Origin of the sequence: Glutamicibacter sp. NPDC087661, from assembly GCF_044743275.1 — a bacterium.
In the GTDB taxonomy this organism is placed as follows: domain Bacteria; phylum Actinomycetota; class Actinomycetes; order Actinomycetales; family Micrococcaceae; genus Glutamicibacter.
The window spans coordinates 241,241-267,716 of sequence record NZ_JBIUWE010000002.1; the positions used below are offsets into that span (position 1 = coordinate 241,241).

At 61.0% G+C, this 26,476-nt stretch carries 21 protein-coding genes; 17 read left to right on the forward strand and 4 right to left on the reverse strand.

All coding sequences use genetic code 11. The features are described from left to right. From ACIOTN_RS07945 to ACIOTN_RS07960, 4 genes are all read left to right on the forward strand, one after another. On the forward strand, nt 1-1,386 hold the full coding sequence (locus tag ACIOTN_RS07945; RefSeq protein ID WP_402735091.1) for a hypothetical protein: 1,386 nt from the start codon (nt 1-3) through the stop codon (nt 1,384-1,386). A gap of 64 nt (nt 1,387-1,450) precedes the next feature. After that, nucleotides 1,451-2,077: a hypothetical protein gene (locus tag ACIOTN_RS07950; RefSeq protein WP_402735092.1), complete on the forward strand. Its 627-nt coding sequence runs from the start codon at nt 1,451-1,453 to the stop codon at nt 2,075-2,077. After that, nucleotides 2,074-2,676 (forward strand): hypothetical protein, encoded by a 603-nt coding sequence (locus tag ACIOTN_RS07955; protein WP_402735093.1) that lies wholly within the window; start codon nt 2,074-2,076, stop codon nt 2,674-2,676. Before ACIOTN_RS07950 ends, ACIOTN_RS07955 begins: the two co-directional genes overlap by 4 nt. Beyond that, complete coding sequence (locus ACIOTN_RS07960; RefSeq protein WP_402735094.1) at nt 2,673-3,293, forward strand: hypothetical protein; 621 nt, start codon at nt 2,673-2,675, stop codon at nt 3,291-3,293. The genes ACIOTN_RS07955 and ACIOTN_RS07960 overlap by 4 nt, the downstream gene beginning before the upstream one ends. 807 nt (nt 3,294-4,100) lie before the next feature. Here ACIOTN_RS07960 and ACIOTN_RS07965 read toward each other — a convergent pair. Beyond that, nucleotides 4,101-5,960, reverse strand: coding sequence for a CocE/NonD family hydrolase (locus ACIOTN_RS07965; protein WP_402735095.1), 1,860 nt, complete (start codon nt 5,958-5,960; stop codon nt 4,101-4,103). A gap of 156 nt (nt 5,961-6,116) precedes the next feature. Between ACIOTN_RS07965 and ACIOTN_RS07970 the strand changes: the two genes are divergently transcribed. Both ACIOTN_RS07970 and ACIOTN_RS07975 read left to right on the forward strand, forming a co-directional pair. After that, nucleotides 6,117-7,205 carry a DUF5937 family protein gene (locus tag ACIOTN_RS07970; protein WP_402735096.1) on the forward strand — a complete coding sequence of 363 codons (1,089 nt, stop codon included), beginning with the start codon at nt 6,117-6,119 and terminating at the stop codon, nt 7,203-7,205. 169 nt (nt 7,206-7,374) lie between these two features. After that, complete coding sequence (locus ACIOTN_RS07975) at nt 7,375-8,925, forward strand: AbgT family transporter (RefSeq protein ID WP_402735097.1); 1,551 nt, start codon at nt 7,375-7,377, stop codon at nt 8,923-8,925. 204 nt (nt 8,926-9,129) lie between these two features. Here the strand turns inward: ACIOTN_RS07975 and purB are convergent, their stop codons facing one another. After that, the gene (purB, locus tag ACIOTN_RS07980; RefSeq protein WP_402735098.1) at nt 9,130-10,539 is read right to left on the reverse strand and encodes an adenylosuccinate lyase; all 1,410 of its coding nucleotides are present in this window, start codon (nt 10,537-10,539) and stop codon (nt 9,130-9,132) included. Here purB and ACIOTN_RS07985 point away from each other — a divergent pair. Together ACIOTN_RS07985 and ACIOTN_RS07990 are read left to right on the forward strand one after the other, a co-directional pair. Next, nucleotides 10,520-10,951, forward strand: coding sequence for a hypothetical protein (locus ACIOTN_RS07985; RefSeq protein WP_133834095.1), 432 nt, complete (start codon nt 10,520-10,522; stop codon nt 10,949-10,951). The genes purB and ACIOTN_RS07985 overlap by 20 nt on opposite strands. A 2-nt stretch (nt 10,952-10,953) precedes the next feature. After that, entirely contained in the window at nt 10,954-12,303 is a 1,350-nt protein-coding gene (locus ACIOTN_RS07990; protein WP_402735099.1) for a hypothetical protein, read from the forward strand. A 182-nt stretch (nt 12,304-12,485) separates the two neighbouring features. On the opposite strand, the gene ACIOTN_RS07995 is transcribed toward ACIOTN_RS07990, so the two are convergent. Beyond that, nucleotides 12,486-12,872 (reverse strand): phage holin family protein, encoded by a 387-nt coding sequence (locus ACIOTN_RS07995; protein WP_105656214.1) that lies wholly within the window; start codon nt 12,870-12,872, stop codon nt 12,486-12,488. A gap of 82 nt (nt 12,873-12,954) precedes the next feature. Between ACIOTN_RS07995 and ACIOTN_RS08000 the strand changes: the two genes are divergently transcribed. The 8 genes from ACIOTN_RS08000 (at nt 12,955) to ACIOTN_RS08035 (ending at nt 23,400) form a co-directional block, all read left to right on the forward strand. Beyond that, nucleotides 12,955-14,064, forward strand: a complete 1,110-nt coding sequence (locus ACIOTN_RS08000; RefSeq protein WP_332489307.1) for a histidinol-phosphate transaminase — start codon at nt 12,955-12,957, stop codon at nt 14,062-14,064. A 127-nt stretch (nt 14,065-14,191) separates the two neighbouring features. Continuing rightward, complete coding sequence (pdhA, locus tag ACIOTN_RS08005; RefSeq protein ID WP_105656216.1) at nt 14,192-15,334, forward strand: pyruvate dehydrogenase (acetyl-transferring) E1 component subunit alpha; 1,143 nt, start codon at nt 14,192-14,194, stop codon at nt 15,332-15,334. Continuing rightward, the gene (locus ACIOTN_RS08010) at nt 15,335-16,312 is read left to right on the forward strand and encodes an alpha-ketoacid dehydrogenase subunit beta (protein WP_133834092.1); all 978 of its coding nucleotides are present in this window, start codon (nt 15,335-15,337) and stop codon (nt 16,310-16,312) included. It abuts the gene before it with no gap. A 20-nt stretch (nt 16,313-16,332) separates the two neighbouring features. Next, nucleotides 16,333-17,748 (forward strand): dihydrolipoamide acetyltransferase family protein, encoded by a 1,416-nt coding sequence (locus tag ACIOTN_RS08015; RefSeq protein WP_332731564.1) that lies wholly within the window; start codon nt 16,333-16,335, stop codon nt 17,746-17,748. A gap of 135 nt (nt 17,749-17,883) precedes the next feature. Further along, entirely contained in the window at nt 17,884-18,321 is a 438-nt protein-coding gene (locus ACIOTN_RS08020) for a carboxymuconolactone decarboxylase family protein (RefSeq protein WP_332489305.1), read from the forward strand. 32 nt (nt 18,322-18,353) lie between these two features. Beyond that, nucleotides 18,354-19,250 (forward strand): sigma-70 family RNA polymerase sigma factor, encoded by an 897-nt coding sequence (locus ACIOTN_RS08025; RefSeq protein ID WP_402735100.1) that lies wholly within the window; start codon nt 18,354-18,356, stop codon nt 19,248-19,250. Between the two features lie 59 nt (nt 19,251-19,309). Beyond that, nucleotides 19,310-20,824, forward strand: a complete 1,515-nt coding sequence (locus tag ACIOTN_RS08030) for a hypothetical protein (protein WP_402735101.1) — start codon at nt 19,310-19,312, stop codon at nt 20,822-20,824. Continuing rightward, nucleotides 20,824-23,400 (forward strand): hypothetical protein, encoded by a 2,577-nt coding sequence (locus ACIOTN_RS08035; RefSeq protein WP_402735102.1) that lies wholly within the window; start codon nt 20,824-20,826, stop codon nt 23,398-23,400. The genes ACIOTN_RS08030 and ACIOTN_RS08035 overlap by 1 nt, the downstream gene beginning before the upstream one ends. A gap of 31 nt (nt 23,401-23,431) precedes the next feature. Here ACIOTN_RS08035 and ACIOTN_RS08040 read toward each other — a convergent pair whose 3' ends face one another. Beyond that, nucleotides 23,432-25,489 carry a S9 family peptidase gene (locus ACIOTN_RS08040; protein ID WP_402735103.1) on the reverse strand — a complete coding sequence of 686 codons (2,058 nt, stop codon included), beginning with the start codon at nt 25,487-25,489 and terminating at the stop codon, nt 23,432-23,434. A gap of 205 nt (nt 25,490-25,694) precedes the next feature. Here ACIOTN_RS08040 and ACIOTN_RS08045 point away from each other — a divergent pair, with 205 nt between their 5' ends. Next, complete coding sequence (locus tag ACIOTN_RS08045) at nt 25,695-26,471, forward strand: hypothetical protein (protein WP_402735104.1); 777 nt, start codon at nt 25,695-25,697, stop codon at nt 26,469-26,471. The last annotated feature ends 5 nt before the right edge of the window (nt 26,472-26,476 follow it).

A 26,476-nucleotide genomic window follows, 5' to 3' on the forward strand; every position in this document is an offset into this window, starting at 1 on the left:
ATGACCTTGGAATCGCCAAAGGGTACAACCCTGCAGCTCATCGACGGAAATCCTGATGACCTGCTCCGGAGCGCCAAGGACTTGATCACCTCGGGCGAGGAGATGGAACGCTCTGCGGCCAGGCTGGAAGACATCAGTAACGGGACGTCGGATCTGAAGTCTGAAGCTATCGCCAAGCTGCGTGAGAACGCTGGAGACGTATTTCCCGAGTTGCGCAAGGCGGCCATCCGATACGACGGCACAGGCCAGGCCCTGAAGAAATATTCCTATGCTTTGGACCGGGTCCAAGGCGCGCTCCAAATGTGCACCGCTGAGGGCGGAGTGGATTCGTACACGACCTTGAACGCGCTGATCACGGACATCGAGGATGTGCACCAGAGCGTGCAAACCAAGAGAAGCCAAGAAGACACCGCCGAAGGCGCGGTAGATGATGCCGACGGATTCCTCGGCTTCAGCGAAGGGACCGACGAGGAAAAAGCGGAAGCCAAAAGCGACCTGACAGAAGCAACCGCTGCGCGCGAAGAAGCCGAAGAAGAACTGCGTGAGCTGTGGGGCAAATTCGACGGTCGCGTTTCCTATTGGGAAGATGCCTACGATGAGGCAGTCGGCGAAATCGAGGATGCCTTCAAAGCCGCGGACAACGATGACAAGTTCCTCTCCACCCTGGGTTCGGTTCTAGGCTGGATTGCCTTGGGCGTGGGTATTGCGGCCTTGTTCATCACTTCGCCGGTGTGGGGACCGATCGCATCAGCAATTGCGGTGATCGCTGCCGTTGCCGTGGTGGCAATCGAGGTCATCAAGTTGGTCCAAGGCGATGGCGACTGGACCAGTTTGCTGATAGCGGTAGTCGGAATTATCCCCTTCGGCCGTTTTGCTGGAAAAGCCTTCTCCGGCTTAAGCAAGGCATTTCCCTCGGGGATCAAGGCAGGATCCAAAGCGGGACCTCGGAACATCATCAAGGCCTTTAGCAAAACGCGTTCCAGCACGGGGCGCGGCATTGTCAGGTCTTCCATCAAGTCGGGCACTAAGCGCCCACCGAAAACTACGATCCGTGGAAACCGTCCGACCAAAGCCAAGATCCGGCGAAATAACCGCAAGATCGAGCAAAAGTACCAGCAGACCGTTTCCGGCAAGACCAACAAGTATTTGGATGGCTTCAACAAGGAATTCAAAGGCGACTGGAAGACATACGTTAAGTACATCTCGGAGGGAAGCGCAACAAAGCATCGCGAAATGGCTGCCTACATACTGAAGAACCCTGATGACATGGGTCCTCAGGCCAGAGCCTGGGCGGAAAAGATTGCGAAGCACGGGAACTGGGAAGACCGGGGCAACGTCATAGTAACCGCGCCTCCTAGCCTCTGGGACCTGACTCGCGAGAAGTAGCTTCGGCGCGGAGCAATCCGTAAAGTGAACATCCGAGCTACACATTGAATTGGCGGGAGAAACGATGAGCGCAACACCACCAGCGTCGATGGCGCGTCCCCGAGGCATCGGATATAGCTTGCTTTATCCGGCAGGTTGGCGCGAATTCAACAGCAGTGTGGAGCACGAGCAGGCTTTGACGAAGCTGGTGACTGCTGAGCCCAAGGCACTTGGGCGCGCAGACCTGGTATTGATGCTTCGACGGCAAATGCACCAGACATTCGAGTACTTGAGGCGCCGTGGATCACTTGGCTTCGCAATGCCGGTAGAGAAACTTGCCGAGGGGGGAATGCCGGTTTCCGTGATCATGACCCCACTCAAGGTGGGATCCTCCGGCACTCTGCTGGAAGCTGCGCGAAAGGCCGCAGGCGGCAACCAGATCGAAATCGAAGACGCCGACGGAGCAGACTGGTACCTCTGGTCTTCCGTAGAGCAAGCCGCCGAATCCCCAGAGCTCAAGAACAATGGCCTGAACATGGTTGTTCCTCGTCCGTTGCCAGATGGAACCATCGATCCGGATCCAAAAGCCGGATTGTGGCTGCTTTATTCCTACGCGCACGTTGAGTCGGAGAATGGTGAGGCATTCTCCGAAGGATTAAAGTCGTTGGGCTTGTCGATACTGGGAACTTTCAAGTGGGTGCCAATTCAGTGACAACATACGAGATTGAACCGGATCTGGAAATTTGGATTCCGGTACCTCGCTCATTTCCTGAAGATAGTTGGGATACGGCAGAGCAATGGGCACAGGACCTTGCGGAATTGGCCATCCCGGAAGATCTTGAGCTGCGGAAGGTCTATGAGCAGCTTGCTTTGGACGTGGCGAACAACCAAATAGCCGAAGCCGAGCATACGCTCTGGTATTCGCCTGAAGATGGACACGCACTGGGCACTGCCCATTTGATAGTTCTGGATGACGACCCTGCCTTGAGTTTGGAGGAACTGGCCCAGCCGGACTACGAATCGGCGGCACCGGTCCAGATGAGCGAATACCACTCGGAGTCACTTGGACAGATCATCCAATTGGCGTCCGTCATCGCGCTGGATGGGCAGCAGGAAGGAAACGGATCAGCAGTGCTGCCGGCCATCGGGCATGTCAGAACCGTAGCGCGGGGACATGGACTGCTCTTCCTGCTCGAGGCGTTCGACTCCGACCTCTCGACTTTGAATTTCATGATGGACCCGATGATCGATCTTTTCGATGCGGTGATCTTCGACAACGTTGACCATGAAAGCGAATTAGGCAGCATATGAAGACCTCTAGATCCAGATTGCCCGAGCACAATGAATTCGTGGCGTCCTCGCTGTATTTCTATCCGCGGATTGACAAGGGCTTCAGCCTGTTGGCTATTGGAATGATCCTCTTATTGATGGGCATCTACCTGATTGCCAACGACTTGCCGGAAACCTCAAGCTATCTTGCTCAAATTGTCCTTCAGGGTATCCCCACCGTAGTGGGCTCCATACTGCTGATCTTCGGCGCCGTCGCACTTGCCAGCGCAGTGAAGGGTGCCGGTAGAAAAGCGGCCGATGCCATCGATCTGAAGGTCAAGGCCAGTGGCCTAACAGTTCGCGGTGGGCACAAGATCGCTTGGGCTTCGATTGCTTCGGTCATGGGCGTCGAGCACGTCAACAATGCGAAGGTCCAAGTCCTATGGGATCGAGCGGACCTGAACCGGACATTAGAGATTTATTTGCACGAACCCGTGGAGGGTCAACCAGGAAAATTCAGGGAAGGAAAGCCCTATATTCAGGTGTCCCTCCGCCATTATCCTGCCGTAGAGTACCGCGCCCTTTACGAAAAGATAATAGACCAATTCGAGAATCGTGGCATCCCTCTCGCATTCGAGGCTAAACCTACTCAGTTCTGATTCAAGCGGCTACGCCAAATGACGTGCAAGAGGCGCCGCCTCCCCAGGAATTCGTCCGGGGTGGCGGCGCCTCTATTCGTGTACGCCCAGTGTGGGCATTTGCTACAGGGAAAATGCCCAAGGGAAGAGGGCGTTCAACTCCTGCATGAAGGCAACTGCGTCTCAGCTAGGGGGTGGGGAGGAAGCCAGAGGCAGAACTGTGCGCTGAGGAATATGAATCTCATGAGCGGCATGCGTACCGGGGGTAAGCCAGCAAGCGGTTGTGGAGCCAGTTCCTCCAGATTTGTTCCATTATCAACCGGCGGGGATGTGCATTAGCCGGAAGTTCCCTGGTCTTGAGGACTGGGTGAGGCGACAGTCGCGTCAGATTCCTTGGATGGTGTGAAAGCGTCCCCGGACCCAGATGGCGGACCTTCGCCGTTTGGTGTTGCGAAGGACGAAAATAAACAGTCGGAAACGTTCGCTCGAGTACTGGCGTAATTCGATTTTCCGTTGTTCCTCGTGAATTGCCAACTGGGTATTGGGAGGCTTTGGGCATGGTGTTCTTTAGTCGTGCTCGGGATCGTATTCAGTGACGTGGCGAAGCGCCGGATGCTGGCCCGCATGCCCGGTGGTGCGAGAGGCGGGGCCAGGTACCCCGCCCGCTCGACGGCTTGCGGCCCATTGCTCTCCAAGCGCAGGCACGGACAACGTGCACAGGATGTGGCAGGCCATGGAACTTTCCTGGTGCATCTGGGCGCGATGCATTGAACTTCACCCGCCAGCACGATCCAGACCCCACTTGCGACACAGCTGAGTTGTATGTTTTCAGGCGTTTGGCAGGATATGAAGCGACAGCGAAGTCGGGTGCTCAGTCGAGAAATGAACAGTATTTTCAGCGATGAGCTTTTGATTATCGCGGGCTGCGGAACCTCCAGTATTCGGATTGATGTCGAACCGGGGGAAATTGCTTGACGAGACGTCCAACCGAATACGGTGGCCAGCGGCGAACAGGTTTGCTGTCGACGGCGCAGCGACCGTTACCCGGTAGACCTGTCCTTGCTGCATCAACTCCGGATCTTTGTACGAATCCCGGTAACGCACCCGCATGATTCCCTCGGTAAGATTCATCGCGAATCCGTTCGGATAGTCTGCGCTAGGTGGGTACTCATCGATCAGCTTGATGGTCAAGTCGGTATCAGGTGCAGATGACGAAAGGTATATTTCGGCAGTGACGTCGCCCGCGATACTCACGGCAGTGTCGAGCACTGCCGACCGGAATACTAAGACATCGGCACGATCGGCCAGGCTGACGGGGACAGAGTCGAGCGCTCCTGACGGTGCCACTTGGTCGTATGCTCCGCCTCGCATGAGCGGCTCACCGCTGGTTACTTGGCCGCCCACGGTCGGTGCAGGATCATGAGGATCGAAAATCAGCGTTGAATGGGCCTGGCCCGAGAACGGGTCCGCTCGCATGCCACCGTCCGGGTGCAAGTACATGGTTGTCTTCGCCGAAGTCTCTGGCGGCCAGGTAGTTGCGTGCTTCCACTGTCCTCCGTGCAACAGGCGGCCTTCGTCAGTTGCCGTCCCAGGACCACCTCCCATCATGAAGTACGTGACCTTGTGGCGCGGAGTTGCATTCCTAGCCCGGCCGAGCACTTCATCCATCCAGTCGGCCCGGAAGTGCAGGTAAGAGGGTGCGAGGTTACCGTCGAAGTAGCCCCCGGTTCCGAAATCCACGTCTCCGGCATAATTCTGGCACCGCTTGCCATGGGTCCAAGGGCCCAGGAGCAAATACGCTGGACTGCTTTTCATGGAAGATAACTTCTGAAAGTTCTCAATGGCTGAGGAAATATATGGATCGTACCAGCTGGAGATATGGAAAGACGGCACGTCGGGAAAGCGATCATAATACCCGCGAGCATAGATTGCCGGGTGACTCCAGTACTCCCCAAATGACTCGCGGGACCACTGGTCAAGCAGATAGCTTTCGTAACTGGGAGCCAGGCTCAGGGGGGACTTGCCAGGGGTCCAAGGGGTCCGTTCAAACCATTCAGCTAGATCCACCTTGGCCAGGCCCGCGGCGATCTCGGGGCTGCTGGCAGCCTCTGGACTTCTGGCCGCGTGGCGGAACGCCCAAGTGGCCTGTTTCAGTTCGAAGGCCCCGCCCATCCTCATGCCCACTTCGTAGGCTGAAGAGAACCCGCCAGAGTCCATGAACATGCCTGCAAGCGATTCGGGAGACAATGCCGCTACTGCCGTCTGCGCGTGGGCAGAATAGGAAACGCCATTCATGAGCACACGCCCATCGCACCATGGCTGGTCGCGTATCCATGCAATGGTCTCGAAACCATCGCGTCCCTCATTGAAGTACTTTACGAATTCGCCGCCTGAACGACCTCTGCCGCGGCAATCCTGTCGAACTACAACGTAGCCCCGGCTAATGAAAAATTCGGCAATCTCCTCCGGCATGGGAACGGCGCTATGGCGAACAGACTGGTCGGAATCCCTTATGGCTCGCTTGCCATAGGGGGTGCGTTCCAGAATCACGGGGAGCGGCCCTTCATGTTGGCTGTTCCGGTAAACATCCGTGGCCAGCTGGACGCCATCGCTTAGAGTCACCATGTACTCCTGGATTTCCACGGCAACTTCTGGAATTGGTGTCATATCACCAGTTCGGATCGACAAGGCTCACTCTTTTCGCGTTCAATGCCGATCAAAATTGCGGGCTTGACCGGCGGCTAATTATCTACAATCGAAGATATCCGTCGTCGAGGTAGTCCATGAGACAATTGGCGCAAGTTAGCCAAATGTTTGTTGTGTACAGGGTCTGGGGAGGGAAAAATGGCTATTGCCTTGCAGTTTTCGGGCTTCAACCCCAGTGACCTCAAAGTGGCGAGTTCACCGCTGGCTGAGTTGATGGCCCTGCTGCATGTATGGGCCGAGCCCGATCACCACCTTGAATTCTCCGATGCTGTCCAGGCCCTCGCCAGCGGCGCGGATGAACCCCTGATCAGCGAATTCCAAGCGCTTTCACCGTTGTGGGCACGATTCAGGGCTCGATTCTTTTTCCCGCTGAGTTTGCAGCCCGGTTCCCTGTTCGATCGCGAGCTAGCCGCTTTGGCAGCAATGCCGGTGAGTGCCTTCGCTGGAATGGCAGCTGAGGCGCTGAGGGGGTTCAGCCAAGTGCAAACTATAGCCATCGATGTGCTCAGTGATAGCCAGGCACAGCAGGAATTTCTGGATTCCTGTCGGTCACGCTCTGCGAGCCGCTTTGAACTGGCGGAACAATTGGTTAATGATCCGCAAAAATTCAGGAGCCGGATTATTCGGTTCTGCATCGAATGCTGGAACTCTTTCTTCGCGGCGGAGTGGGAGAACTTATACCAGGAGGCAAGTGGTTCCGCCGCTCAACTGACAATGAAGTTTAAGCGCTCTGAGCCGACCTCTGTGATTGCAGAAGTAGGCGCCACAGCGAAAGCTTTCCCTGGCGTTGCTGAGGTGCGTTTCGATAAACTCCAGCAACGCAGCGTGCCCTTGGCGCACAGGGAACTTCTGATGATCCCGTCGAAATGGATTGGGAATCATCTTACGGTCAAGGATCACCCCGGCTACCCGGTAATTGTCCACTTCCCGATGCAACAGGACCGGGATCCTATTCTCAAGATCACGCAGGTCCGCGAGCGGCTCCGAGCGTTGAGCGCCGATTCCCGGATGGAATTGTTCCGCCATATTTCGGCCGAACCAATGACGACGTCGGAACTTGCCTCGCGCATGGGACAACCCGCGGCGCAGATCTCCCGGTCCTTGCGAGTTCTGCGCGAGGCTGACCTGGTCGTTTCGGAGCGCAAAGGGAAGCTTGTGTATCACCGGATAGATACCAAGACGGTCCTCAGCCTTGGGCCGGATCTCTTGTCCACACTGACCCGGTGACCGGTGGCCGGGCGGATTGCCATGGCTAAAGGGCGGCTAACGATTGTCTGAAATTGGTTAATCATCCTCACATAGCTCAACATCTGTAATAGAAATCACTAGTGGGCGATCCGCCCCATCGTTACCGAGCGCAATGGGAGCTTGGCACGGACCCGCTACTGGAGGAACCATGACTATCACTGAGTCCATAACCCGAAAAGAGCCGCTGGGAATCAGATTCCTGGCGCGACTCGAACGCGCGGGCAACGCCTTGCCGCATCCGTTTTGGCTGTTTTGGATCTTGTTCGCGGTTCTGGCGGTAGCCAGCTGGATTCTTTCTCGTACAGGGGTCGAAGTTGTTGACCCAGCAACAGGCGACACGGTAGGGGTCAACAGTGCGTTGTCGGTTGGTGCCATAAGGGATCTGCTAACTGGCGCTGAGGAATCGTTCGTCACCTTCGGTCCGCTGGGCACAGTGCTGATCGTGATGCTGGGTGTTGCTGTCGCCGACAGATCCGGGCTCTTCGAAGTGATGGCACGACGTGCATTGAGCAACGTGTCGCCGCGGTACGTCGTCTTCGCCGTGGCTTTAGGCGGCGCCCTATCCAAGTTCCTCTCGGACTCCGCTTACGTTGTACTGATTCCCTTGGGTGCGGTGGCCTTCAAAGCGGTGGGCCGCTCGCCGATGCTTGGCATGATCGTCGCATTCGTATCGATTAACGCAGCCGGCGACGCCAATCCGTTGATTGCTCCCGGCGACGTCGTATTCGCCAAAGTGGCGACGGAAGCCGCACAAATCATCGACCCGGCAACCACGGTTCGTGCGACGGATAATATGTACTTCACGACGGTTTCGGCGTTGGTCCTGGCGGTCACGGTCACCCTGGTTACGGAGCTGATTCTGAAACGGCGGGAAGGAACGCTTGTCGTCGAAGCTACCGAGGTGCCGCCAGGCGACAGCCGGGCAGCGGGACTGCGCCTGACCGATGTGGCCGAGCGTCGTGGCCTTCGCACCACTGGTGTGGTGGCATTGGTTTTCGTTGCCGTGATGGCTGTGGCAGTAGCGATTCCTGCGTCACCGCTGCGAGGCGAGAACGGCGAGTTCCTTGAGTCGCCATTCTTGAACGGAATAGCATTCTTCCTTTCCTTGTTCTTCCTGGCCATCGGGACAGCTTTCGCCAAGAGTTCTGGTCAACTGGAGTCCAACGCAGACATTCCCCAGTTCATGGCCGACGGAGTTCGTGCCATCGCACCATTGATTGTCCTGTTCTTCGCGGTGTCGCAATTCCTGGCTCTGTTCAAGTACACGAAAATCAGCACCGTAGTCGCAGTGATGGGCTCCGATACGATCAAGGGCCTGGGAATCAACACGGTCGGGTTGTTCCTGATCGTCGTGTTGGGCGTTGCGACCTTGAACCTGCTGATTACCTCAGGGCAGGCGTTGTGGGCACTGGTGGCACCGGTAATTGTCCCAATGATGATGCTATTAGGCACCAATCCGGCGACGACCATGGCGCTTTATCGGATCGCAGATTCCTGCACCAATTCCATTACACCGATGAGTACCAGTTTCGTGCTCTGCGTAGGGTATCTGCAGACCTTGAACAAGAAGGCTGGCATAGGAACGTTGATCTCCTTCACGCTGCCTTGCGCCGTGATCATGTTCGTGGTTTGGCTGGCGCTTTTCCTTGTATGGTGGGCGCTGGGCATCCCGTTGGGCCCGGGCGCCCCTGTCCGCTAACCAATGGGCCTGGAGTTGCAGCGCTGGGAAGTAAACTCCAATCGAAGCAGCCACGGGTGCCCTGTATTAAAAAGTTCCGCCCCGGAATTGTGGACTGCTCCCCAGAAGATTGTTCTGATTTCTCAGTCCAACTTCTGGGGAGCAGTCCATTGCTCCGGGGCGGAACTCATTTAATCTGCCGTTCGGGAAACTTGCGCCTCCGGATTACTTCTTCAGGTGGTCAACCAGCTGCGAAGCGATGCCGTTGTAGCTGCCCGGGGTCAGCGACTGCAGGCGGGTTTCGGCTTCAGCCGACAGGCTCAGTTCGCCAACGAATTCCTTCAGGCGGGCCGCATCCACGCGGTGGCCGCGGGTCAGGTCCTTCAGGCGCTCGTAGGGGTTGTCCATGCCTTCGACACCGGCGATAGCCTCGGCGCGCATGACCATCTGGATGGCCTCTGCAAGGACCTCCCAGTTGTGGTCCAAGTCGTCAGCCAGCACGGCTTCGGCGACAGACAGTCGATCCAAGCCCTTGGCAACGTTGGAGATTGCCAGCACCGAGTGGCCGATGGCGGTACCGATGTTGCGCTGCGAGGAGGAGTCGGTCAGGTCGCGCTGCCAGCGGCTGGTGACCAGGGTGGAACCCAGGGTGTTCAGCAGGCCGTTGGAGATCTCCAGGTTGGCTTCTGCGTTCTCGAAGCGGATCGGGTTGACCTTGTGCGGCATGGTCGAGGATCCGGTGGCGCCGGCCACTGGGATCTGCGCGAAGTAGCCGATGGAGATGTAGCTCCAGACATCGGTGCACAGGTTGTGCAGAATGCTGTTGAAGCGTGCAATGTCTGCGTAGACCTCTGCCTGCCAGTCGTGGGATTCGATCTGGGTGGTCAGCGGGTTCCAGGTCAGGCCCAGGTGCTCAACGAAACCCTTGGAGATCTGCTGCCAGTCAGCGGTAGGGACCGAAGCGTAGTGGGCAGCATAGGTGCCGGTAGCGCCGTTGATCTTGCCCAGGTACTCGGTCTTCTCTACGCGGTCCAGCTGGCGGGTCAGGCGCCACGCCAGAACTGCCAGTTCCTTGCCCAGGGTGGTTGGGGTGGCTGGCTGGCCGTGGGTGCGCGAGAGCATCGGCACGTCGCGGGAGTCCTCGGCCATCTTGGCCAGCTGTGCCACCAGGTCGCGGGCTGCCGGCAGCCATACCTGCTGCACGCCACCCTGGACGCCCAGAGCGTAGGACAGATTGTTGATGTCTTCAGAGGTGCAACCGAAATGCACCAGCGGCTTGAGGTTGCCAATGCCGATCGCTTCCAGGCGGTTAGCGATGTAGTACTCGACAGCCTTCACATCGTGAACGGTGACAGCTTCGATCTCTGCCAGTTCCTTCACGGAATCAGCGTTGAAATCGGTGACGATCTTGCGCAGTGCTGCCTTCTGTTCCGCAGAAAGCGGGGAGGTGCCTGGAAGAACGGAGTTATCGGTCAAGTGGATCAGCCATTCAATTTCAACGTGAACGCGATCGCGGTTCAAAGCCGCTTCGGAAAGGTAGTCGACCAGCGGTGCCACGGCGCTGCGGTAGCGTCCGTCGAGGGCAGTCAAAGCCAGTGGTTCATTAGCAAGGGAAGTGCGCGCAATCTCAGCCATACTCATATTCTTCCATCCTCGGCGCTACATCACATCTTTTACTTCACTGCTGTTTCCACAACCGGTCGCCAAACGTGCTGGTGCCCCATTGTTGCTGTCCATGATGGTGGACAAATTCTCAAGGATGCGGAGCAAGGAAATGATGTTTCAAGCGACGCTGCTGACGGTGGCAAGTCAGCTCGATGACGCCCAGAAAACCACTAAGTTTGCCATCGCACAGTTGGGTTCAATCCGGGCATTGACTTGGAATTCAAAGGCTGGCAAGGCGTTTCTAGACAATGTTGAGGAGCTGAGCCAGCGACTGGAAATGCTCAATGGCGAGCTGAACAACGCTGAAGAGTACTTGGGGGTTGCCATGCGTGAGATCCAAAACCTCGAAGCGCAAATCATGAACCAGAGAATGGCCTCGTAGCCATGGGATATGAAGTCAATTACAACGAGCCGGATTACGCCCAGGCAGGGGAAATCTGCCAGCGGGTTGCTCGCGACATCAATGGCATATCCGACGCTTTACTCAGGGCCGCGCAGGCTGCGGACAGTTGCCAGGGGGACCTGAATCTGCAGTGCATGGCGGCAGGCATTGAAGCCAGGGGCTATGGCATCGGGCATCTAGGCGATTTGATCAGAGACAGCTATCAGCAGGCCAGGGAAGGCGAAATCACAGCGTTCGAACTTACCGGAAAGGTCTCTGCGGCCATGCGGAATTATGAGGTTGCCGAAGCCGCAGTTGAACGGATGATGCTCGTAAGCACCAGCGCAGTACTGGTCGGGGACTTCATATCCAAGACCCGCGATAACGGCTGGCGTCCGCCGAGGGAAAGCATGGAGACCTTTTTGCGCTTGCTGATGTCCTACATCCCGCACTGGCCCTTGGCGCCGAATATGACCTTGACCGAGCAAATCGAAGGTACCGCCAAGTCGCTGTCGCGGATTATGCGGCTGCTGGGGTCAAACCGGAATACCGAAATAGAGCTCGCAGGGCAAGATCCAGCTCAGACGGTTGAACTGGATGGCAAGATGAGAAGCTATTTCCAGCTGCACGAAAAGCTGGAGGGCGAAGGCACGGAGAACAACGGAAAGATCATGATCGTCGAAGCTGACGATGATACTTATATCGCGCTCTTTCCGGGGACGCAGGATGACGCCGAAGTTCCTTCGCCTTTTGGCCCGGAAGGCATCGCTGACGGCTTCGGGGTGGAATCCGAGAATTTTGTGGAACCGCTCGATGAAGCATTAAGGCTCAGCGGAGCGAAAGAGGGCGATGAAGTAATCCTCTCCGGCTACTCGCAAGGAGGCATTCACGTAGCCCAGCTGACGAAGAACAAGTTCTTGAAGCGCAAGTACAAGCTGAACAAGGTGCTGACCCTTGGTTCTCCCATCGGCACTATTGATCTGCCAGAGGATATCCGCTGCCTATCCGTAGAAGACCGAAAAGATATGGTGCCCGGCACCGATGGCGGACCCAATCCCCGCAAGGGCGAGCATTACACCACCACTTTCCCAGGTCCGCGCGAGCACATGCAGGACATCTTGCCCGAAGACGGGCTCTTTGGCCCGTCGCATCATCTCAAGAATTACGGTGACCACCTCCTGGAACTCGATGAGGACCCGAAACTGGAAATCAGAGAGCATCTGAAGCAGTTCTATCTTCCCCAATCCCCGCTGAAAATCCGCATGTTCAAGCTGGAGCGCAAGCAAAAAGAACGTCCGCCCTTGAAGGAAGAAGACAAGGAGCGGCTCAAGCACATGGCACCACGCCACTAAAGCGCTCAAGAACTGCAACCAGCCGGCCGGATCAGCATCACCGGGTATCACCGTGCTGATGAATGGTGCTGTGGATCAGGGCAGAAGATGGGACGCTGATCGGGGGCGGCGAATCGGATATTAACGAAAGAGGACGGCACCTGTCGGATGCCGTCCTCTTCTTGTACTGCGTCGAATACCGCTTACTCGTTCTCGCTCTTGACGAACAATCCGAGGACCGCAGAGACGATGGAGATGATAATCGTGCCGGCGATGGCATCCCACCAGAACTGCTCGATGACCAGTTCAATCGGGGTGAAGGTCGTCAGCCATGAAGTCAGCAGGAGCATCAGGGCGTTAATCACGATAGTGAACAAGCCCAAGGTGAGGCAGGTGATTGGCAAGGAGAACAGCTTGACGATCGGACGGACCAAGGCGTTGACCAATCCGAAGATTGCGCCAACCGCCAAATAGGCGATGACCGTGCTTACTGCACCTTCGCCGGCCGCGACGATCTTGAGGCCGGGCACAATCCAGACGGCGGCGGCGAGGGCAAGCGCATTGACGATGACTCGAATCAGAAAGCTCATGCCTTAACTTTGGCATAGAAATCTGGGATTAGGATGAACCGGAGATATCGCTAAACCCTTAGTGAGGGCTAGGCTTTGAGGTATGACTGAGAACCCGGTGACCCAAGATCAGGTGCAGCCACGCTCTGTAGTTGCACGTTTGCCCAAATACGCTGCGGGCAAGCCGCCTGCCCCTATTGAAGGCGCGAGAGCTTACAAGCTGTCATCGAATGAAATTCCCTTCGGTCCCTTGGACGCTGTGCATCGGGCGGTCGTGGAGCAGTCCAGCCTGAATCGCTACCCTGATCCGCTATCGACCAAGCTGCGCGAAGCACTTTCCGAGTACTTGGACGTTCCTGCGGAAGACATCGTGACCGGGGCCGGTTCCCTTGGCGCGTTGGTGCAGATCCTGAACGCTTTCGCGGGCCAGAACGAAGACGGCATCCAGGATGAAGTCATCTATGCGTGGCGTTCCTTCGAGGCCTACCCAATCCTCGTGCAGACTGCCGGTGCGCTGCCCGTTGAAATCCCGTTGCTGGAAGACGGGCGCCACGATCTGGAATCCATGATCGCAGCGGTGAACGAGAATACTTCAGTCATCTTGCTGTGCACACCGAATAACCCCACCGGTCCGGTACTCAGCCAGGCCGAAGTCGATGACTTCCTGGCACGGGTTCCGAAGAACGTGCTGGTTGTCCTGGATGAGGCCTACACCGAGTTCGTCCGCGACGAGAAATCGGTGGATGGCATCCATACCTACAACGAGAACGAAAATGTGGTTCTCCTGCGCACTTTCTCGAAGGCTCACGGCCTGGCGAATCTCAGGGTGGGCTACTCGGTGGCTCACCCGGAGATCACCGATAACATCCGCGTAGTGGCCACCCCGTTTGCCGTCTCCAGCGTGGCCGAGGATGCCGCGGTCGCTTCGCTGGCCCACATCGACCAGGTGCTTGAGCGCGTTGAGGGCTTGGTCATGGAACGCGAACGAGTTGCCTCGGCCCTGTCCGGGCAGGGCTGGAAGATTCCTTCCACCCAGGCGAACTTCGTCTGGCTTCCGCTGGGCGAAAATACCGATGAGTTCGTCGAGCGGGCAAACGCCGTGGCGCTGTCGGTGCGCGGCTTCTCGAACGAAGGAGTGCGCGTCTCCATCGGCGAAGTTGAAGCAAACGATCGTTTTATTGAACTGTGCAAGGAATCACTAGACCTGGCATAGGGGCAACTGGTGCTGATTTCTCGCGTTTTAGCGGTCAGTGCCTATAGGCTTAGAAATTAGACAAGCCGTATATGTCCCATGCGGAATGTATTCCGTGTGGGGCATATTTATGACCGAAGGATGATAAATGACGCGTGCTGCGACCGAGGCGACGGAGCCGGATCTGATTCAGATCCTGACTCCGGACGGCCAGCGTCAGTCCCATGGAACGTACGATGCGTATCTGGGTGACGTTGATGATGACATGCTTCGCGGCTTCTACCGCGACATGGCATTGACCCGTCGATTCGACCAAGAGGCCACAGCATTGCAGCGCCAGGGCCAGTTGTGCCTCTGGGTTCCGCTGCGCGGGCAGGAAGCGGCGCAGATCGGTTCCGGCCGTGCCACCCGCCGAAGCGACTACATCTTCCCCACCTACCGCGAGCACGGTGTGGCACTGACCCGCGATGTCTCCTTCTCCGAAATGCTGCGCCTGTTCCGCGGCATCTCCGGAGGCGGCTGGGATCCCCGGGAAAACAACTTCCACATGTACACCATGGTGCTTGCCGCGCAGATGCCGCATGCCGCCGGTTATGCAATGGCTTTGAACATGGAACAGCGCGGCTGGGATGAAGCCCGTCGCGCCAAGGAGGGCAACGCCGTAGTCGCCTACTTCGGCGATGGCTCCTCCACCGAGGGCGAAACCCATGAGTCCATGGTCTTCGCCAGCTCCTTCAACGCACCGGTGGTCTACTTCTGCCAGAACAACCAGTGGGCGATCTCCGTTCCTTTCGAGGTCCAGTCCAAGGTGCCGCTGGTCAACCGCGCCGCAGGTTACGGCATGCCGGGAGTGCGCGTGGATGGCAACGACGTGCTGGCCGTTCTGGCGGTCACCCGCTGGGCCCTGGAACACGCACGCAGCGGCAAGGGCCCAGTCCTCATCGAGGCCGTCACCTACCGCCTCGGCGCGCATACCACCGCCGATGATCCAACCAAATACCGCATGAGCGAAGAAGAGGCCCAGTGGGCCCCGAAGGACCCGCTGATCCGCCTGGAAACCTACCTGCGCGAGAACAACCTGGTTGACGACGCCTACTTCGAGCAGCTGGCCGCCGACGCTGATGCGATGGCTGCCAAGGTCCGCGAAGACGCCATGGCCTTCCCTGTCCCGCCGCTGGCCAAGTCCTTCGAGCAGGTCTACGCCGAAGCGCATCCACTGATCCAGGAAGAACTGGCCTGGCATCTGGAATACGAAGCAGGATTCGCCGATGCGGCTGAGGGAGAGCACTAAATGACCACCACAATGACCCTGGCCAAGGCCATTACCAGCGGCCTGGACAAGGTGCTGGAGTCCAATGGCAAGTCCCTGCTGATGGGCGAGGACATCGGGCGCCTCGGTGGCGTCTACCGCATCACCGACGGGCTGATCGACAAGTATGGCGAGCACCGCGTCATCGACTCGCCGCTGGGCGAGGCCGGCATCGTCGGCACCGCCGTGGGCATGGCCCTGCGCGGCTTCAGCCCGCTGGTGGAAATCCAGTTCGACGGCTTCGTCTTCCCGGCTTTCAGCCAGATCACCACCCAGCTGGCCAAGATGCACGCCCGCTCCGAGGGGCGTCTGACCACGCCTGTAGTCATCCGCATCCCTTACGGCGGCGGCATCGGCTCCATCGAGCACCACTCCGAATCCCCGGAGGCGCTGTTCGCCCACACCGCGGGCCTGCGCATCATCACCCCGTCCAACGCGCATGACGCCTACTGGATGATCCAGCAGGCAGCCAGCTGCCAGGACCCGGTGATCTTCTTCGAGCCCAAGCGCCGCTACTGGCTCAAGGGCGAGGTCGATACCGAAACCCCGGCGCTGGATGCCTTCAAGGCGCAGGTGGTCCGCCCGGGCACCGACGCGACCATCGTCGCCTACGGCCCGCTGGTGCCGATCGCCCTGGCTGCCGCTGATGCCGCGCTGGAAGATGGCCGGTCCATCGAGGTCATCGACCTGCGCTCGCTGTCGCCGATCGATTTCGACACCATTACCGAATCGGTGCAGAAGACCGGCCGGCTGATTGTCACCCACGAAGCGCCGACCTTCGGCGGCCTGGGCGGCGAAATCGCGGCCCGCATCACCGAGCGCGCCTTCCTCTCGCTGGAAGCCCCAGTGCTGCGCGTGGGCGGATTCCACATGCCTTACCCGATTTCCAAGGTGGAGTCCCAGTACCTGCCGGACATCGACAAGTTGCTTGAAGCCCTCGACCGGTCTTTCGCTTACTAAGCGGAATCCAAGGAGTAGTAATGACAGTCTTTAATCTCCCCGATGTGGGCGAAGGCCTGACCGAAGCGGATATCGCCTCCTGGAAGGTCAAGGTGGGCGACACCGTTGAGGTCAACCAGATTTTCGTGGAAATCGAAACCGCGAAGTCGCTGGTCGAGCTGCCCTGCCCCTTCGCCGGGGTGGTCACCGCATTGCACGCGGCCGAGGGCGATACCGTACTCGTGGACAACCCGCTGATCACCATCGATGAAGAAGGCAACGCGGCACCTCCAACCGGCGTGCCCGAAGCAGCCGAAGCCCTGAGCACCGCCGCACCGCAGGCCTCGGAGGAACCCGGCCCGCTGGTCGGATCGGGCCCCACCGCTGATGCCTCGGTGCGCCGGGCACGCACCACCCGCCCCGCTCCTTCGACGGCCGGTGCGCGAACCGCAGCGGTGCGCGCCTCCGGCTCCGCCTTGGCCGAGACCATCTCGCGCCGCGCGCAGTCCCTGGGCACCGCGGTGACCCGCGAAGTGGATCGCCGCAAGCCTGCGGTGGCGAGCTTCGTGGACCGCGTGCTGGCCAAGCCGCCGGTACGCCGGCTGGCCAAGGAGCTGGGCATCGACATCAACGACGTGGTGGGCACCGGCAACCAGGGCGAGATCACCCGCGAAGACGTCAATAGCTACCAGGCCCAGCGCGAAGCCGAGCATGCAGCGGCGCCAACCTATTGGGCCCACGGCCAGCTGGCCGATGCCCGCGTGGAACGCACCCCGGTGCGCGGCGTGCGCAAAGCCACCGCCAAGGCCATGGTCGACTCGGCCTTCACCGCACCGCATGTCTCGATCTTCGTGGATGTGGATGCCAGCCGAACCATGGAATACGTGCAGCGCCTGAAGAAGTCCCGCGACTTCGAGGGCATCAAGGTCTCGCCGCTGCTGGTGCTGGCCCGTGCCGTGATCTGGGCGGCGGCCCGCAACCCTTCGGTGAACGCCAGCTGGGTGGAAACCGCAAACGGCGCCGAGATCCACCAGAAGCGCTTCATGAACCTGGGCATCGCCGCAGCCACCCCGCGCGGCCTGCTGGTGCCGAATATCAAGGACGCCCAGAACCTGAACATGAAGGAACTGGCCATCGCCCTGAACGATCTGGCCACCACCGCGCGTGCCGGCAAGACCCGTCCCGAGGACATGCGCGATGGCTCGCTGAGCATCACCAACATCGGCGCGCTGGGCATCGACACCGGCACCCCGATCATCAACCCGGGCGAAGTAGCCATCGTTGCATTCGGCACGATCCGCCAGAAGCCATGGGTCATCGACGGCGAAGTGGTCCCGCGCTGGATCACCACCCTGGGCGGCTCCTTCGACCACCGCGTGGTGGATGGCGACCTCTCGGCGCGCTTCATGGCCGACGTGGCGTCGATCCTGCAGGAACCGGCGATGCTGCTGGACTAGGCGACTGAGGCGGACACCCCAAGGAAAACTCCTGAAAAAGTTTTCCTTGGGGTGTCACAGTTTAAGCTCCGGATCCGACGTACTTTTGAAGGGCAGCACACTGCCCGGGAAACGACGAAGAAACTGGAGCAAAGCATGCGCATGAATTTGGGCAAGACCCACAAGAAGGGCTACGCCGCGGTACTGGGACTGGAAGCCTATGCCGGCCAATCGCTGCCCAAGGAACTATACGAACTGGTTAAGCTGCGCGCCTCGATCATCAACGGCTGCTCCTTCTGCACCGACATGCACTCCCATGACGCACTGGAGATGGGGATTTCCGCCGCGAAGCTCTTTGCCGTGGCCGCCTACAACGATTCGCCATTATTCAGCGATGCCGAACGTGCCGCACTGCGGTTGACCGACGCGGTCACCCGGCTGGACCCGCAGCACGGGGTGAGTGACGAGGTGTGGAACAGCGCCGCTGAAGAATTCAGCGAAGAAGAGGTGGGCAACCTGATCCTGGCCATCGCCACGATCAATGTCTGGAACCGCATCGCTATCACCACCCAGCTCGAACCCCCGGTGCGCTGATAGTGCCAGGACCCGCAGGTAGAATCAGGCGCGTGGAAGAACCAAGGGAATCTGCCGCACTCGGGCAGTGGAACTCGCAGCGGCGCCGGCTGACGGTCCTGGCCTACAACATGCTCGGAGCCTGGGCACAGGCCGAAGACGTCGTCAGCGAAGTGGGCGAGAATCTGCTCAAGCTCGATCCAGCGGCCGCGCAGCAGGTGCGCAATTGGCCGGCGTACCTCACCACGCTGACCACGCGCCGGGCCATTGACGTCCTGCGCTCGGCGCAGCACCAGCGGACAGAGTATGCCGGTTCATGGCTACCCGAGCCGGTGGACCAGCAGGAGCTTCCCGAGGATGCAGCCGTCACCGCGTCGATGCTGCGCCTGGGCGTGCTCTTCCTGCTCGAAGAACTCTCGGCCCCATCCCGAGCAGCCTACGTACTGCACCATGCGCTGGGGTATACCTCGGTGCGCATTGCCGAGGTTCTGGAGATCTCGCCTGCGGCGGCACGGCAGCTGCTGAGCCGGGCCAGCCGGAAACTCGGGCAGGCCCGGGCGCCAAGCAGGGAATCGGGTCAATTGTCAGCCCTGCTCTCGAAGATCGTTGAGGCCATCCGCGCGGCTGATGCCGGGGAACTGGTCAGCTTGCTGGCCGAGGACGCGGTGCTCTACTCCGATGGCAGCGGCAAGGTCAGGGCCGCGTTGAACCCGGTGATCGGAGCGCATCGCATCGCCCGCTTCCTGATGGGCGTGGAGCGGAAGAATCCCGGGCGAACCGTCTTCATGGGCCGAGTCAATGGGGAGCCTGCGTTGCTCTTCAGGCTGGCGGACCGGCAGGACGTGGTCGCGATCGAAGTGGCCGAGGGATCCATCCGAACGATCTTGCAGGTTTCGAATCCGGACAAGCTCTGGCAGGTGGGGAGCAGGTGGGATCCGCTGACCGGGTAGATGCGTGCTGTTCCACGTGAAGCCAGATTAGTCGAACCCCTGTTGATACAGTAGTTTCCATGACTCGTCCCCGCCGCCTCGGACCGCCGGTACCACGCAGGGCCCTGCTGGCAAGCATGCTCGCGGTCTGCCTCGGACTTGGCCTCGGCGCGGGCAGCATCCCGTCCTTGACAAGCGCGCAAGCCGCCCAATTAGAGGCGCCATCGCCGGCACCGGTCTACCCCTCGGCGACACCCGGCGGGGATTCCGAAGACGAAGGCACCGTCCGCATTCCTTCGGTGAGCTCCCAAGAGGGGAACTTCTATCTGGCGGTCACCGACGCGGCGCTCGATGATGTGGATTCAGAAAGAATCATGGATCAGGTCCGGGCGGCTGTCGATGGCCAAGATGCGAAAATCCTGCTCGGGGTGGACCAGGAACCCAACAATCTCAAGGGCGCCGGCCAGCTGGTGCGCGGGATGCTGATGTTCGGCGACAGCGACGCGCTGAGCGATGACTGGCTGGAGAACGGAAAGACGCTGGGCTATGTCGGGGAAGGCTGGATCGCCATCGGCGTGATGCTTCCCCAGGAAGCCGGGGATCCGGTGGAAATCGCCGTGGATTCCGGGCGCGACGTGCGCGAAACCGCACCGGGAAGCCAGCAGCGGATCCTGGAGGCAGGGCAGGGAGAGTTCGCCGCCGGGGATTACACCGCGGGGATCACCGCCGTCGCGCTGGCCACCACGCAGCAGCTGCAGGCACCGCCTGACCGGACACTGGCCAAGGTGATCGCCGTGGGCGCGCTCGCCGCGGCCATTGCATTCCTGCTCGCATGGGCCTGGCGTGCCAAGCGCCGAAAGGCCCGGCAGGCAGCCGCCGCCGATCGCAACAAGGAGGCCGAGCTGCTCGAATCACGGATCCAGCGAGCAAGCATTTACCTGGGCCGCCATCCGGTGCCCAATCCCGGCCTGCCGCAGGAGAGCCGCTTGGCGCAGGTGATGGCAGAACTTGAAAGGCAACGGGCCGGCTCCCAGCCAGGCGCCTTGCGCGCACTGGACACGGACCCGGATTCCCCGCAGCCACAGCAGGTCTCCGAAGCGCAGCTGGCCCAGCTGCGCGACCGCGAGCACGAGCTCTCGCTGCTGCGCGGCGCGGTGCAGCTGGCCCATGCCTTCACGGCACGGCCACGGGATTCGCGCGAGTCCTGGAACCGGATTTTCGAATACCACCGTGCACGGCTGGAGGACCTGGCGCTGTTCCTCGATCTTCCCGGTGCCGGGCAACTGGCTTGCGCCCAGGCCGCGCGCACCGTGATCATCACCCATGCCGATGAGCTGCAGCTGCTGCGAACCCGGGTGGGCCGGCGGGGCACCGGGGCGGAGGATGCTCCTGGAATCCTTGAGCGGCTATGGGAGCTGCGCGACGAGCTCGATAGCGTGCTGCGCGATGCGCTGGAGCAAGCCGGGCAGGCACGGCTCAAGGTCCCGCAAGGGCTGGGTGAGCGGATGGCAGGCAAGCAACCGGCCGCCGATGCGCTGGAGCATGATCCCATGGCGGTGCTCAGAAATTTCTTGCCGGGAAGCGAGGCCTGCTGATGCCTGCCCGCTTGATGCATGATTCGACCGGGCGGCGCCTGCGCCGCCCCTTCCATTGGACTGCCATCGCCGCCATTGCCATGGCTTTGGTGACCACGGCCCTGGGCGTGCGCGCCGTGCTGGCAGTGCAGGCAGCCAACGTCCCGGCACCCTATGAGGTCAAAGTGGTTGTCCAGGGCGAGAACCCTTTCAATATCACCCAGCAGACGGTGGACGCCGAGCTGGCCCGGCACCCAGTGCGGGCCACGGCCCCGCTGGAACTGGTCGTCGCCGAACGCTGGCTAACGGGTGATGAACTGCTGCGCGGAGAAGTGCCCGAAAACCAGATCATCGTCTCGACCAAGATGGACAACCGGGATTCCGGGCAAAGCGATGCCGAGCAGCGCTTCTCCGGGGTGGGTCTGGACCGGAATCTGGCCGCGTCCGATGACGCGCACACCGACCTGCGCTTCGATATCGAGGATGCCTTCGTCAAGAACGTGTCGGTAGGCCACGGACCCAAGGCGGTGGTGGCCGCCGCGCATACCGCCGCCGTGCTGCTGGATGATTCGCCCAGCAACTCGGCGATCTTCTGGTTTGCCGTGGTCGGCGCCAGCGCCATGCTCACCGCCGCGTTCCTGGCCAGCGCCCTTCGCTTCCGCTCCCGGTGGGCATCCCGGCACCGGCGGCTGGCCGCGGCGCAGCGCAAGCTGGCCCGCGTGGTCCTGGATCTCGAAGCGCTGGAAGCCACCTACCAAGCCACCGACCCATCGCGCCGCCCAGCCGGATTCACCAAGGCGTGGCGGCAGCTCGAATCCCTGTCCCTGGAGGCCGCCCGCCGCGAAGAGCCCTTGGTGCACTCGCTGTTCACGCGCGCAGAGTGCCTGGAAAAGAGCACCGGGCAGCAACTGGCCGCTTTCGAGGCCGACGCGCGCAAGCTGACGGAACTGGCCGACTCGCTGATGGGTGCCGGCTCGGTGCATGCGCGCCTGGCCGGCACCGGGTCCACCTTCGACAAGCTCAGCTCTCCGATCAACGATGCTGCCACGGCGCTGCTGATCCGGCTGGAAACGGCTCCCGGCACCATGGTGGCCGGCGGGGATCTGGAGAACTTCCGCAGCGCTCTGGGCGAACTGCTCAACACCGCCCATGGCGACACCGGCCAGCGCACGGCCATCGAGCGCTGGTCCGAGGCCGAAAAGCGGCTGGCCAAGCTTGCCGGGAAAATCGCCACCCGGCTGCGCCGCTATCCGCGGGGCCTGAAGCAGGACGTGCCACAGATCGGCAGCCAGCACAATGAGCTGCGCGCCAGCCTGGGGCTCCCGCCGGCAACCAAGCAGGGTGCGCTGCAGCAGATCGCCATGGCGAATGCGCTGGCCCGCGGGGTGCTCGGTGACACGATGCAGACCGACCAGGTCGCCGGAGGGACGCTGGGCAAACGAGCAGCCTGGCAGCGCATGCTGGCCCGCTTCGCCGGCACCCGCAAGGCAGCTGGCGATGAACCGTCCAAGCGGCGCCGGGTCTGGACCGCCGGACTGCTCGCGGCCCTGCTGGTGGCCAGCCTGATCGCCTCGGGGCTCATCGTCTCCTCGATATCCAACGAGCCCGAACGCACCTATGAGGGGTCCGGCCGGGGGATGGAACTTGAAATCGATGACCAGGGGCAGCTGGTAGATGAGGCAGAGATCCGCCGGTACATGGAAGAGGACTTCGACACCCCGCAGCAGATCCTGGTCGCGGTGCGCGATGCGGAGGCCTACTTGGACATCAAGGAGGTCGAAGGCTATGACTTCCGCGAGTCGACACCTGAGAGCGTGCGCTCGGCGATCTTGCGGATCAAGGACGAATACTCTGATCGCGCGGATCCTTCCAACGGCGAGCTGGCCGAGGACCTGACGATCATCCCGCTGCTGATCACGGATGCCGGCAAGGGCATCATGCCCGGGTTGATTTCCGGAGCGGTCATCAGCGGAACCGCCTCCTGGGGAACGACCGGCGGGTGGGATCATGGAAGCATCTACGAGTCGAGCTATCCTGCCATGGAAGTTGCCGGCACGGCCGAGGACTTCGCCGTGGTGCTCAAGCGGGCCGGCTATGAGCAGCCGGACTACAACACCACGTTGCTGTACTGGATGCTCGTGTTCATGCTGTTCTTCACGGTGATCAATGTGGTCCAGGTGATCCAGTACCTGCTCGGGGCGAGCACGCAGCTGACCAGGTTCTCCCGCGGCTCGCGATCGGTCCAGCAATCGCGCCGGCAGCTGGAGGAGCTGGCCATGGGCTTGGAGGATTCGCAGATCAATGCGGTGGCCGTGCTCGGCGCGACCGCGGACGGGACCGCCGACGAGGCCGGGCAGCGATTGTTCGAGCGTGCCCTGATGATGGCGTGGCGCGAGGCCCAGGAATTGTCCTCGATGACCCTGGGCCAGCGGCTTGCCGCCGGCTATGCCCAGCGCGCTGCGCATCTGGCCCGGCTGGTAGCGCTGCTGGGCGAACGCGATGCCGACGTGGCGCGACGGGCCAAAGCCCTGGTGCTGGCCAGCCGCGGTGCCGGGGGAGATGCTCCAGCGCCAGTGGAACTGCCGGGGCAGAAATGACTCCGCCCCGGCAGTCCGGCACTGCGCGGTTCTAGCCCAGCAGCTCGGGCAGTTCCTGCGGCGCGTTGCCCAGCACCTTCTGGGAGAGGAACTCGGTGACTACCTGGTACCAGATCTTGGCGTGCTGCGGGGACAGCACCCAGTGGTTCTCATCCGGGAAGTACAGGAACTGGTGCTCGGTGCTGCCGTCTTCCTTCTGGGGCAGCCCCGAATCGGCCAGCAGCTCGTACCACAGGCGCAGGCCCTCGCCGATGGGCACCCGGTAGTCCTTGTCGCCATGGATGACCAGCATCGGGGTGACGATGCTGCCCACCGAATGATGCGGCGAGTTCTGCTCGCGCATTTCGGGGCTCATCTCGCGGGTCCAGTAGAACGCGGCGTCGGTGGTCTTGCCGAAGCCTTCCAGCGCCCACAGGCTGGCATGGGTGACGATGGCCTTGAAGCGGTCGGTGTGCCCAGCCACCCAGTTGGCCATGTAGCCGCCGAAGGAGCCGCCCATGGCGGCGGTGCGGGTTTCATCGATGTCCGGCCGCGCCTCGGCGGCATCGGTGATGGCCAGCAGGTCCGTGTACGGTTCCTGGCCCCAGCGGCCCCAGCCGCGCTGGATGAACTCCTGGCCGTAGCCGGTGGACAGGGCCGGATCCGGCAGCAGCACGGCATACCCCTGGGCCACCAGCAGCCATGGGCTCCAGCGCCAGCTCCAGGCATTCCACGAGCCCAGCGGCCCGCCATGGATCCACAGCAGCAGCGGCGCCTTGTCGGCGGCAGAAGCGGTGGCGGGCAGGGCCAGCCAGGCGCGGATGCTCGACCCGTCATCGGCGGTGGCTGACACCTCGGTGAGCGTTCCGGGCAGGGCCGGGCGGGAGACCGGGGAACGCAGCTCGGTCAAGGCCGCGAATTCGCCCGGCTCCAGGTCCCCGGTGTGCGCCAGGTCGATGGCCACCGGTTCGGCCGGGTACAGGTAGCTGGAACGAAGCGCGTAGGCGGTACGCGAGTCGCTGCTGATGGCCAGATCGGTGTACGCGCCGTCATCGGTGAGCCGGGTGATCTTGTCGTTGTACAGGCTCAGATGGAAGACCGGTGCGTGGCCGTTGTCATCGGCGGTCAGCAGCAGCGAGCGCCCGTTGGGAACCCACTGCAGGTCATTGACCCAGCGGTCCCAGCCGGCGGCGATCCGGTGGGTGGCGCCGTCGGCCAGATCCATCAGCCACAACTCGAAGACCGGGGCGGTATCGGCGGTGGAACGCTCCCAGCGGGCGTAGGCCAGCTGGGTTGAATCCGGGCTGATCTTGCCCAGCGTATATTCGTACTGGGCATCGGGGGCCAGCAGCATCTCGTGGGCGCCGGTGTGCAGGTCGATGCGCATCACTCCCGGGGCTGAGGAAGCCCGGCCTTCGGGAACCTGCCATTCGGTGACCAGGAAACTGCCATTGGAAGCAACGTCGTAGGAGGTATCCTCCAGATTCGCGCCGATGCCCGGGGTGAGGTCGGTGAGCTGGGTACTGGTGGCGTCCTGCAGGCCCGGCAGGGACCCGGTGTAGTAGTGCGGGGTGGACGGGCCCAGATCTTCGTCCCAGTAGCGGACCGGGTAGCCGGTGTGCAGGATCGCCGAGACCTTCTTGTCCTTGCGGCCGGTGCGCAGTGCCGCTTCGGCGTCCAGGTCCTTGGCGCGGGAGAAGGCCGAGGCGCGCAGCACGATGGTCTGCGGGGACTGCTGGCAGATCCGCAAGGACTGCACCCCGGCAGGGTGGGAAATCACCGAGCGGGCTTCGCCTCCTGCTACCGGCAGGATCCAGCCTTCGGCCTTGGCGTCTTCCTTCGACGAGCGCTTGGCCACGAAGAGCAGGTCGCCGTTGGCGGTGAACTGCGGTTGCGATTCGCCGTGCTCGCCGAATGTCAGCCTGCGTGCTGGTGCTTCGCCTTTGGGATCCAGCGACCAAAGGGCGCTTTCGTATTTCGTCCCGTCCTCGGAAAGCTCGCTGAGGGTGGTGACGAGCTTGGTGCCGTCGGGGGAGAGCGCCAGGTCGCCGAGGCGGCCCAGGCCAATAAATGAATCTAAATTATGAAATGAATGCTTAGAGTGTTCCACTTCACATATCTTGCCACTGTTCGCGGCTGGGCACTACCGGAAATCGAAAATTACCTGGCATCGGCAACAAGACCGGGACAACTTGCAACCAAGGCGTGATGCCGCCGCTATTGGAAAAACCTGCAATTGAGTGGAGGATGAATTCAATGGGGGAGCTCGCGATGTCAGCTGCATGACCGGATCATGGATCAAGGAGTTGGAAAAGATGAACCGTGCCAGAACCCGTCTCGGCGCGCTCCCGATGATGTGCGCAGCAGCCCTGATGCTGGCTGCCTGCCAGGGAGCCCAGCCGGACTCGACACCCAGTCAGGAACCTGCGCCAAGCGGCACATCGCCATCGGCAAGTGCCAGCTCGCCGGAGGCTTCGAGCCCCGAATCCAGCCCATCGTCAAGCGCCGAAAGCCCGGATGCGCCAAGCACGGCGGCGCCCGAGCTGAGCCAAGAGCATGAAGTGCATAGCATCCAGTTCATGACCCCGGAGCAGTGGACCGCCACCGGGGATGACTGCGAGGGTGAATGCACCGAATGGGATGAATGGGAGATCAAGGACGCGCAGGGCAAGCATGTGCTCACGCTGATCCCCACCACGGCAACCTCGCCGGATGGGGACATGTCGCTGTACGAGCGGGAGCTACTGGACCGCGAAGAGCTGCCGGACCCCGGAGCTGGCACCGGCTTCCATCCCGCCAGCCTCATTGCCGAGTTCTGGGAATCGACCAGCCAGGAAGATGGCGAGAAGGATTCCGGGTTCGATATTGCCCTGGTCGATGACCAAGTGCTCGCCCAGCGCAATGAGAACCCGGATCTGAACTTCTTCAAGGTCGGCGAGCAGTCGCCGATGATGTGGGTCGAAGAGGACTATCTGGAAGACCACGGCGTCCCGGATGACCCGGTGAAGCAGCAGGCACAGCAGTTCCTGGATACCCAGGAATACGCGTTGGTGCGCGAAATCCTGCTCAGCGTGCAGCCGGTCAAGGGCTAGGCCAA

What these genes read in the sequence shown, in the direction of transcription:
- ACIOTN_RS07995 (WP_105656214.1), bottom strand. Translation starts at nt 12,872, where the DNA reads ATGAGCTTTCTGATTCGAGTCATCGTCAATGCGCTTGCCCTCGCCGCC.
- ACIOTN_RS08020 (WP_332489305.1), top strand. Translation starts at nt 17,884, where the DNA reads ATGCGCATGAATTTGGGCAAGACCCACAAGAAGGGCTACGCCGCGGTA.
- ACIOTN_RS07945 (WP_402735091.1), top strand. Translation starts at nt 1, where the DNA reads ATGACCTTGGAATCGCCAAAGGGTACAACCCTGCAGCTCATCGACGGA.
- pdhA (WP_105656216.1), top strand. Translation starts at nt 14,192, where the DNA reads ATGACGCGTGCTGCGACCGAGGCGACGGAGCCGGATCTGATTCAGATC.
- ACIOTN_RS08010 (WP_133834092.1), top strand. Translation starts at nt 15,335, where the DNA reads ATGACCACCACAATGACCCTGGCCAAGGCCATTACCAGCGGCCTGGAC.
- ACIOTN_RS07990 (WP_402735099.1), top strand. Translation starts at nt 10,954, where the DNA reads ATGGGATATGAAGTCAATTACAACGAGCCGGATTACGCCCAGGCAGGG.
- ACIOTN_RS07970 (WP_402735096.1), top strand. Translation starts at nt 6,117, where the DNA reads ATGGCTATTGCCTTGCAGTTTTCGGGCTTCAACCCCAGTGACCTCAAA.
- ACIOTN_RS08030 (WP_402735101.1), top strand. Translation starts at nt 19,310, where the DNA reads ATGACTCGTCCCCGCCGCCTCGGACCGCCGGTACCACGCAGGGCCCTG.
- ACIOTN_RS07950 (WP_402735092.1), top strand. Translation starts at nt 1,451, where the DNA reads ATGAGCGCAACACCACCAGCGTCGATGGCGCGTCCCCGAGGCATCGGA.
- purB (WP_402735098.1), bottom strand. Translation starts at nt 10,539, where the DNA reads ATGGCTGAGATTGCGCGCACTTCCCTTGCTAATGAACCACTGGCTTTG.
- ACIOTN_RS07960 (WP_402735094.1), top strand. Translation starts at nt 2,673, where the DNA reads ATGAAGACCTCTAGATCCAGATTGCCCGAGCACAATGAATTCGTGGCG.
- ACIOTN_RS07975 (WP_402735097.1), top strand. Translation starts at nt 7,375, where the DNA reads ATGACTATCACTGAGTCCATAACCCGAAAAGAGCCGCTGGGAATCAGA.
- ACIOTN_RS08000 (WP_332489307.1), top strand. Translation starts at nt 12,955, where the DNA reads ATGACTGAGAACCCGGTGACCCAAGATCAGGTGCAGCCACGCTCTGTA.
- ACIOTN_RS08035 (WP_402735102.1), top strand. Translation starts at nt 20,824, where the DNA reads ATGCCTGCCCGCTTGATGCATGATTCGACCGGGCGGCGCCTGCGCCGC.
- ACIOTN_RS08015 (WP_332731564.1), top strand. Translation starts at nt 16,333, where the DNA reads ATGACAGTCTTTAATCTCCCCGATGTGGGCGAAGGCCTGACCGAAGCG.
- ACIOTN_RS08045 (WP_402735104.1), top strand. Translation starts at nt 25,695, where the DNA reads ATGAACCGTGCCAGAACCCGTCTCGGCGCGCTCCCGATGATGTGCGCA.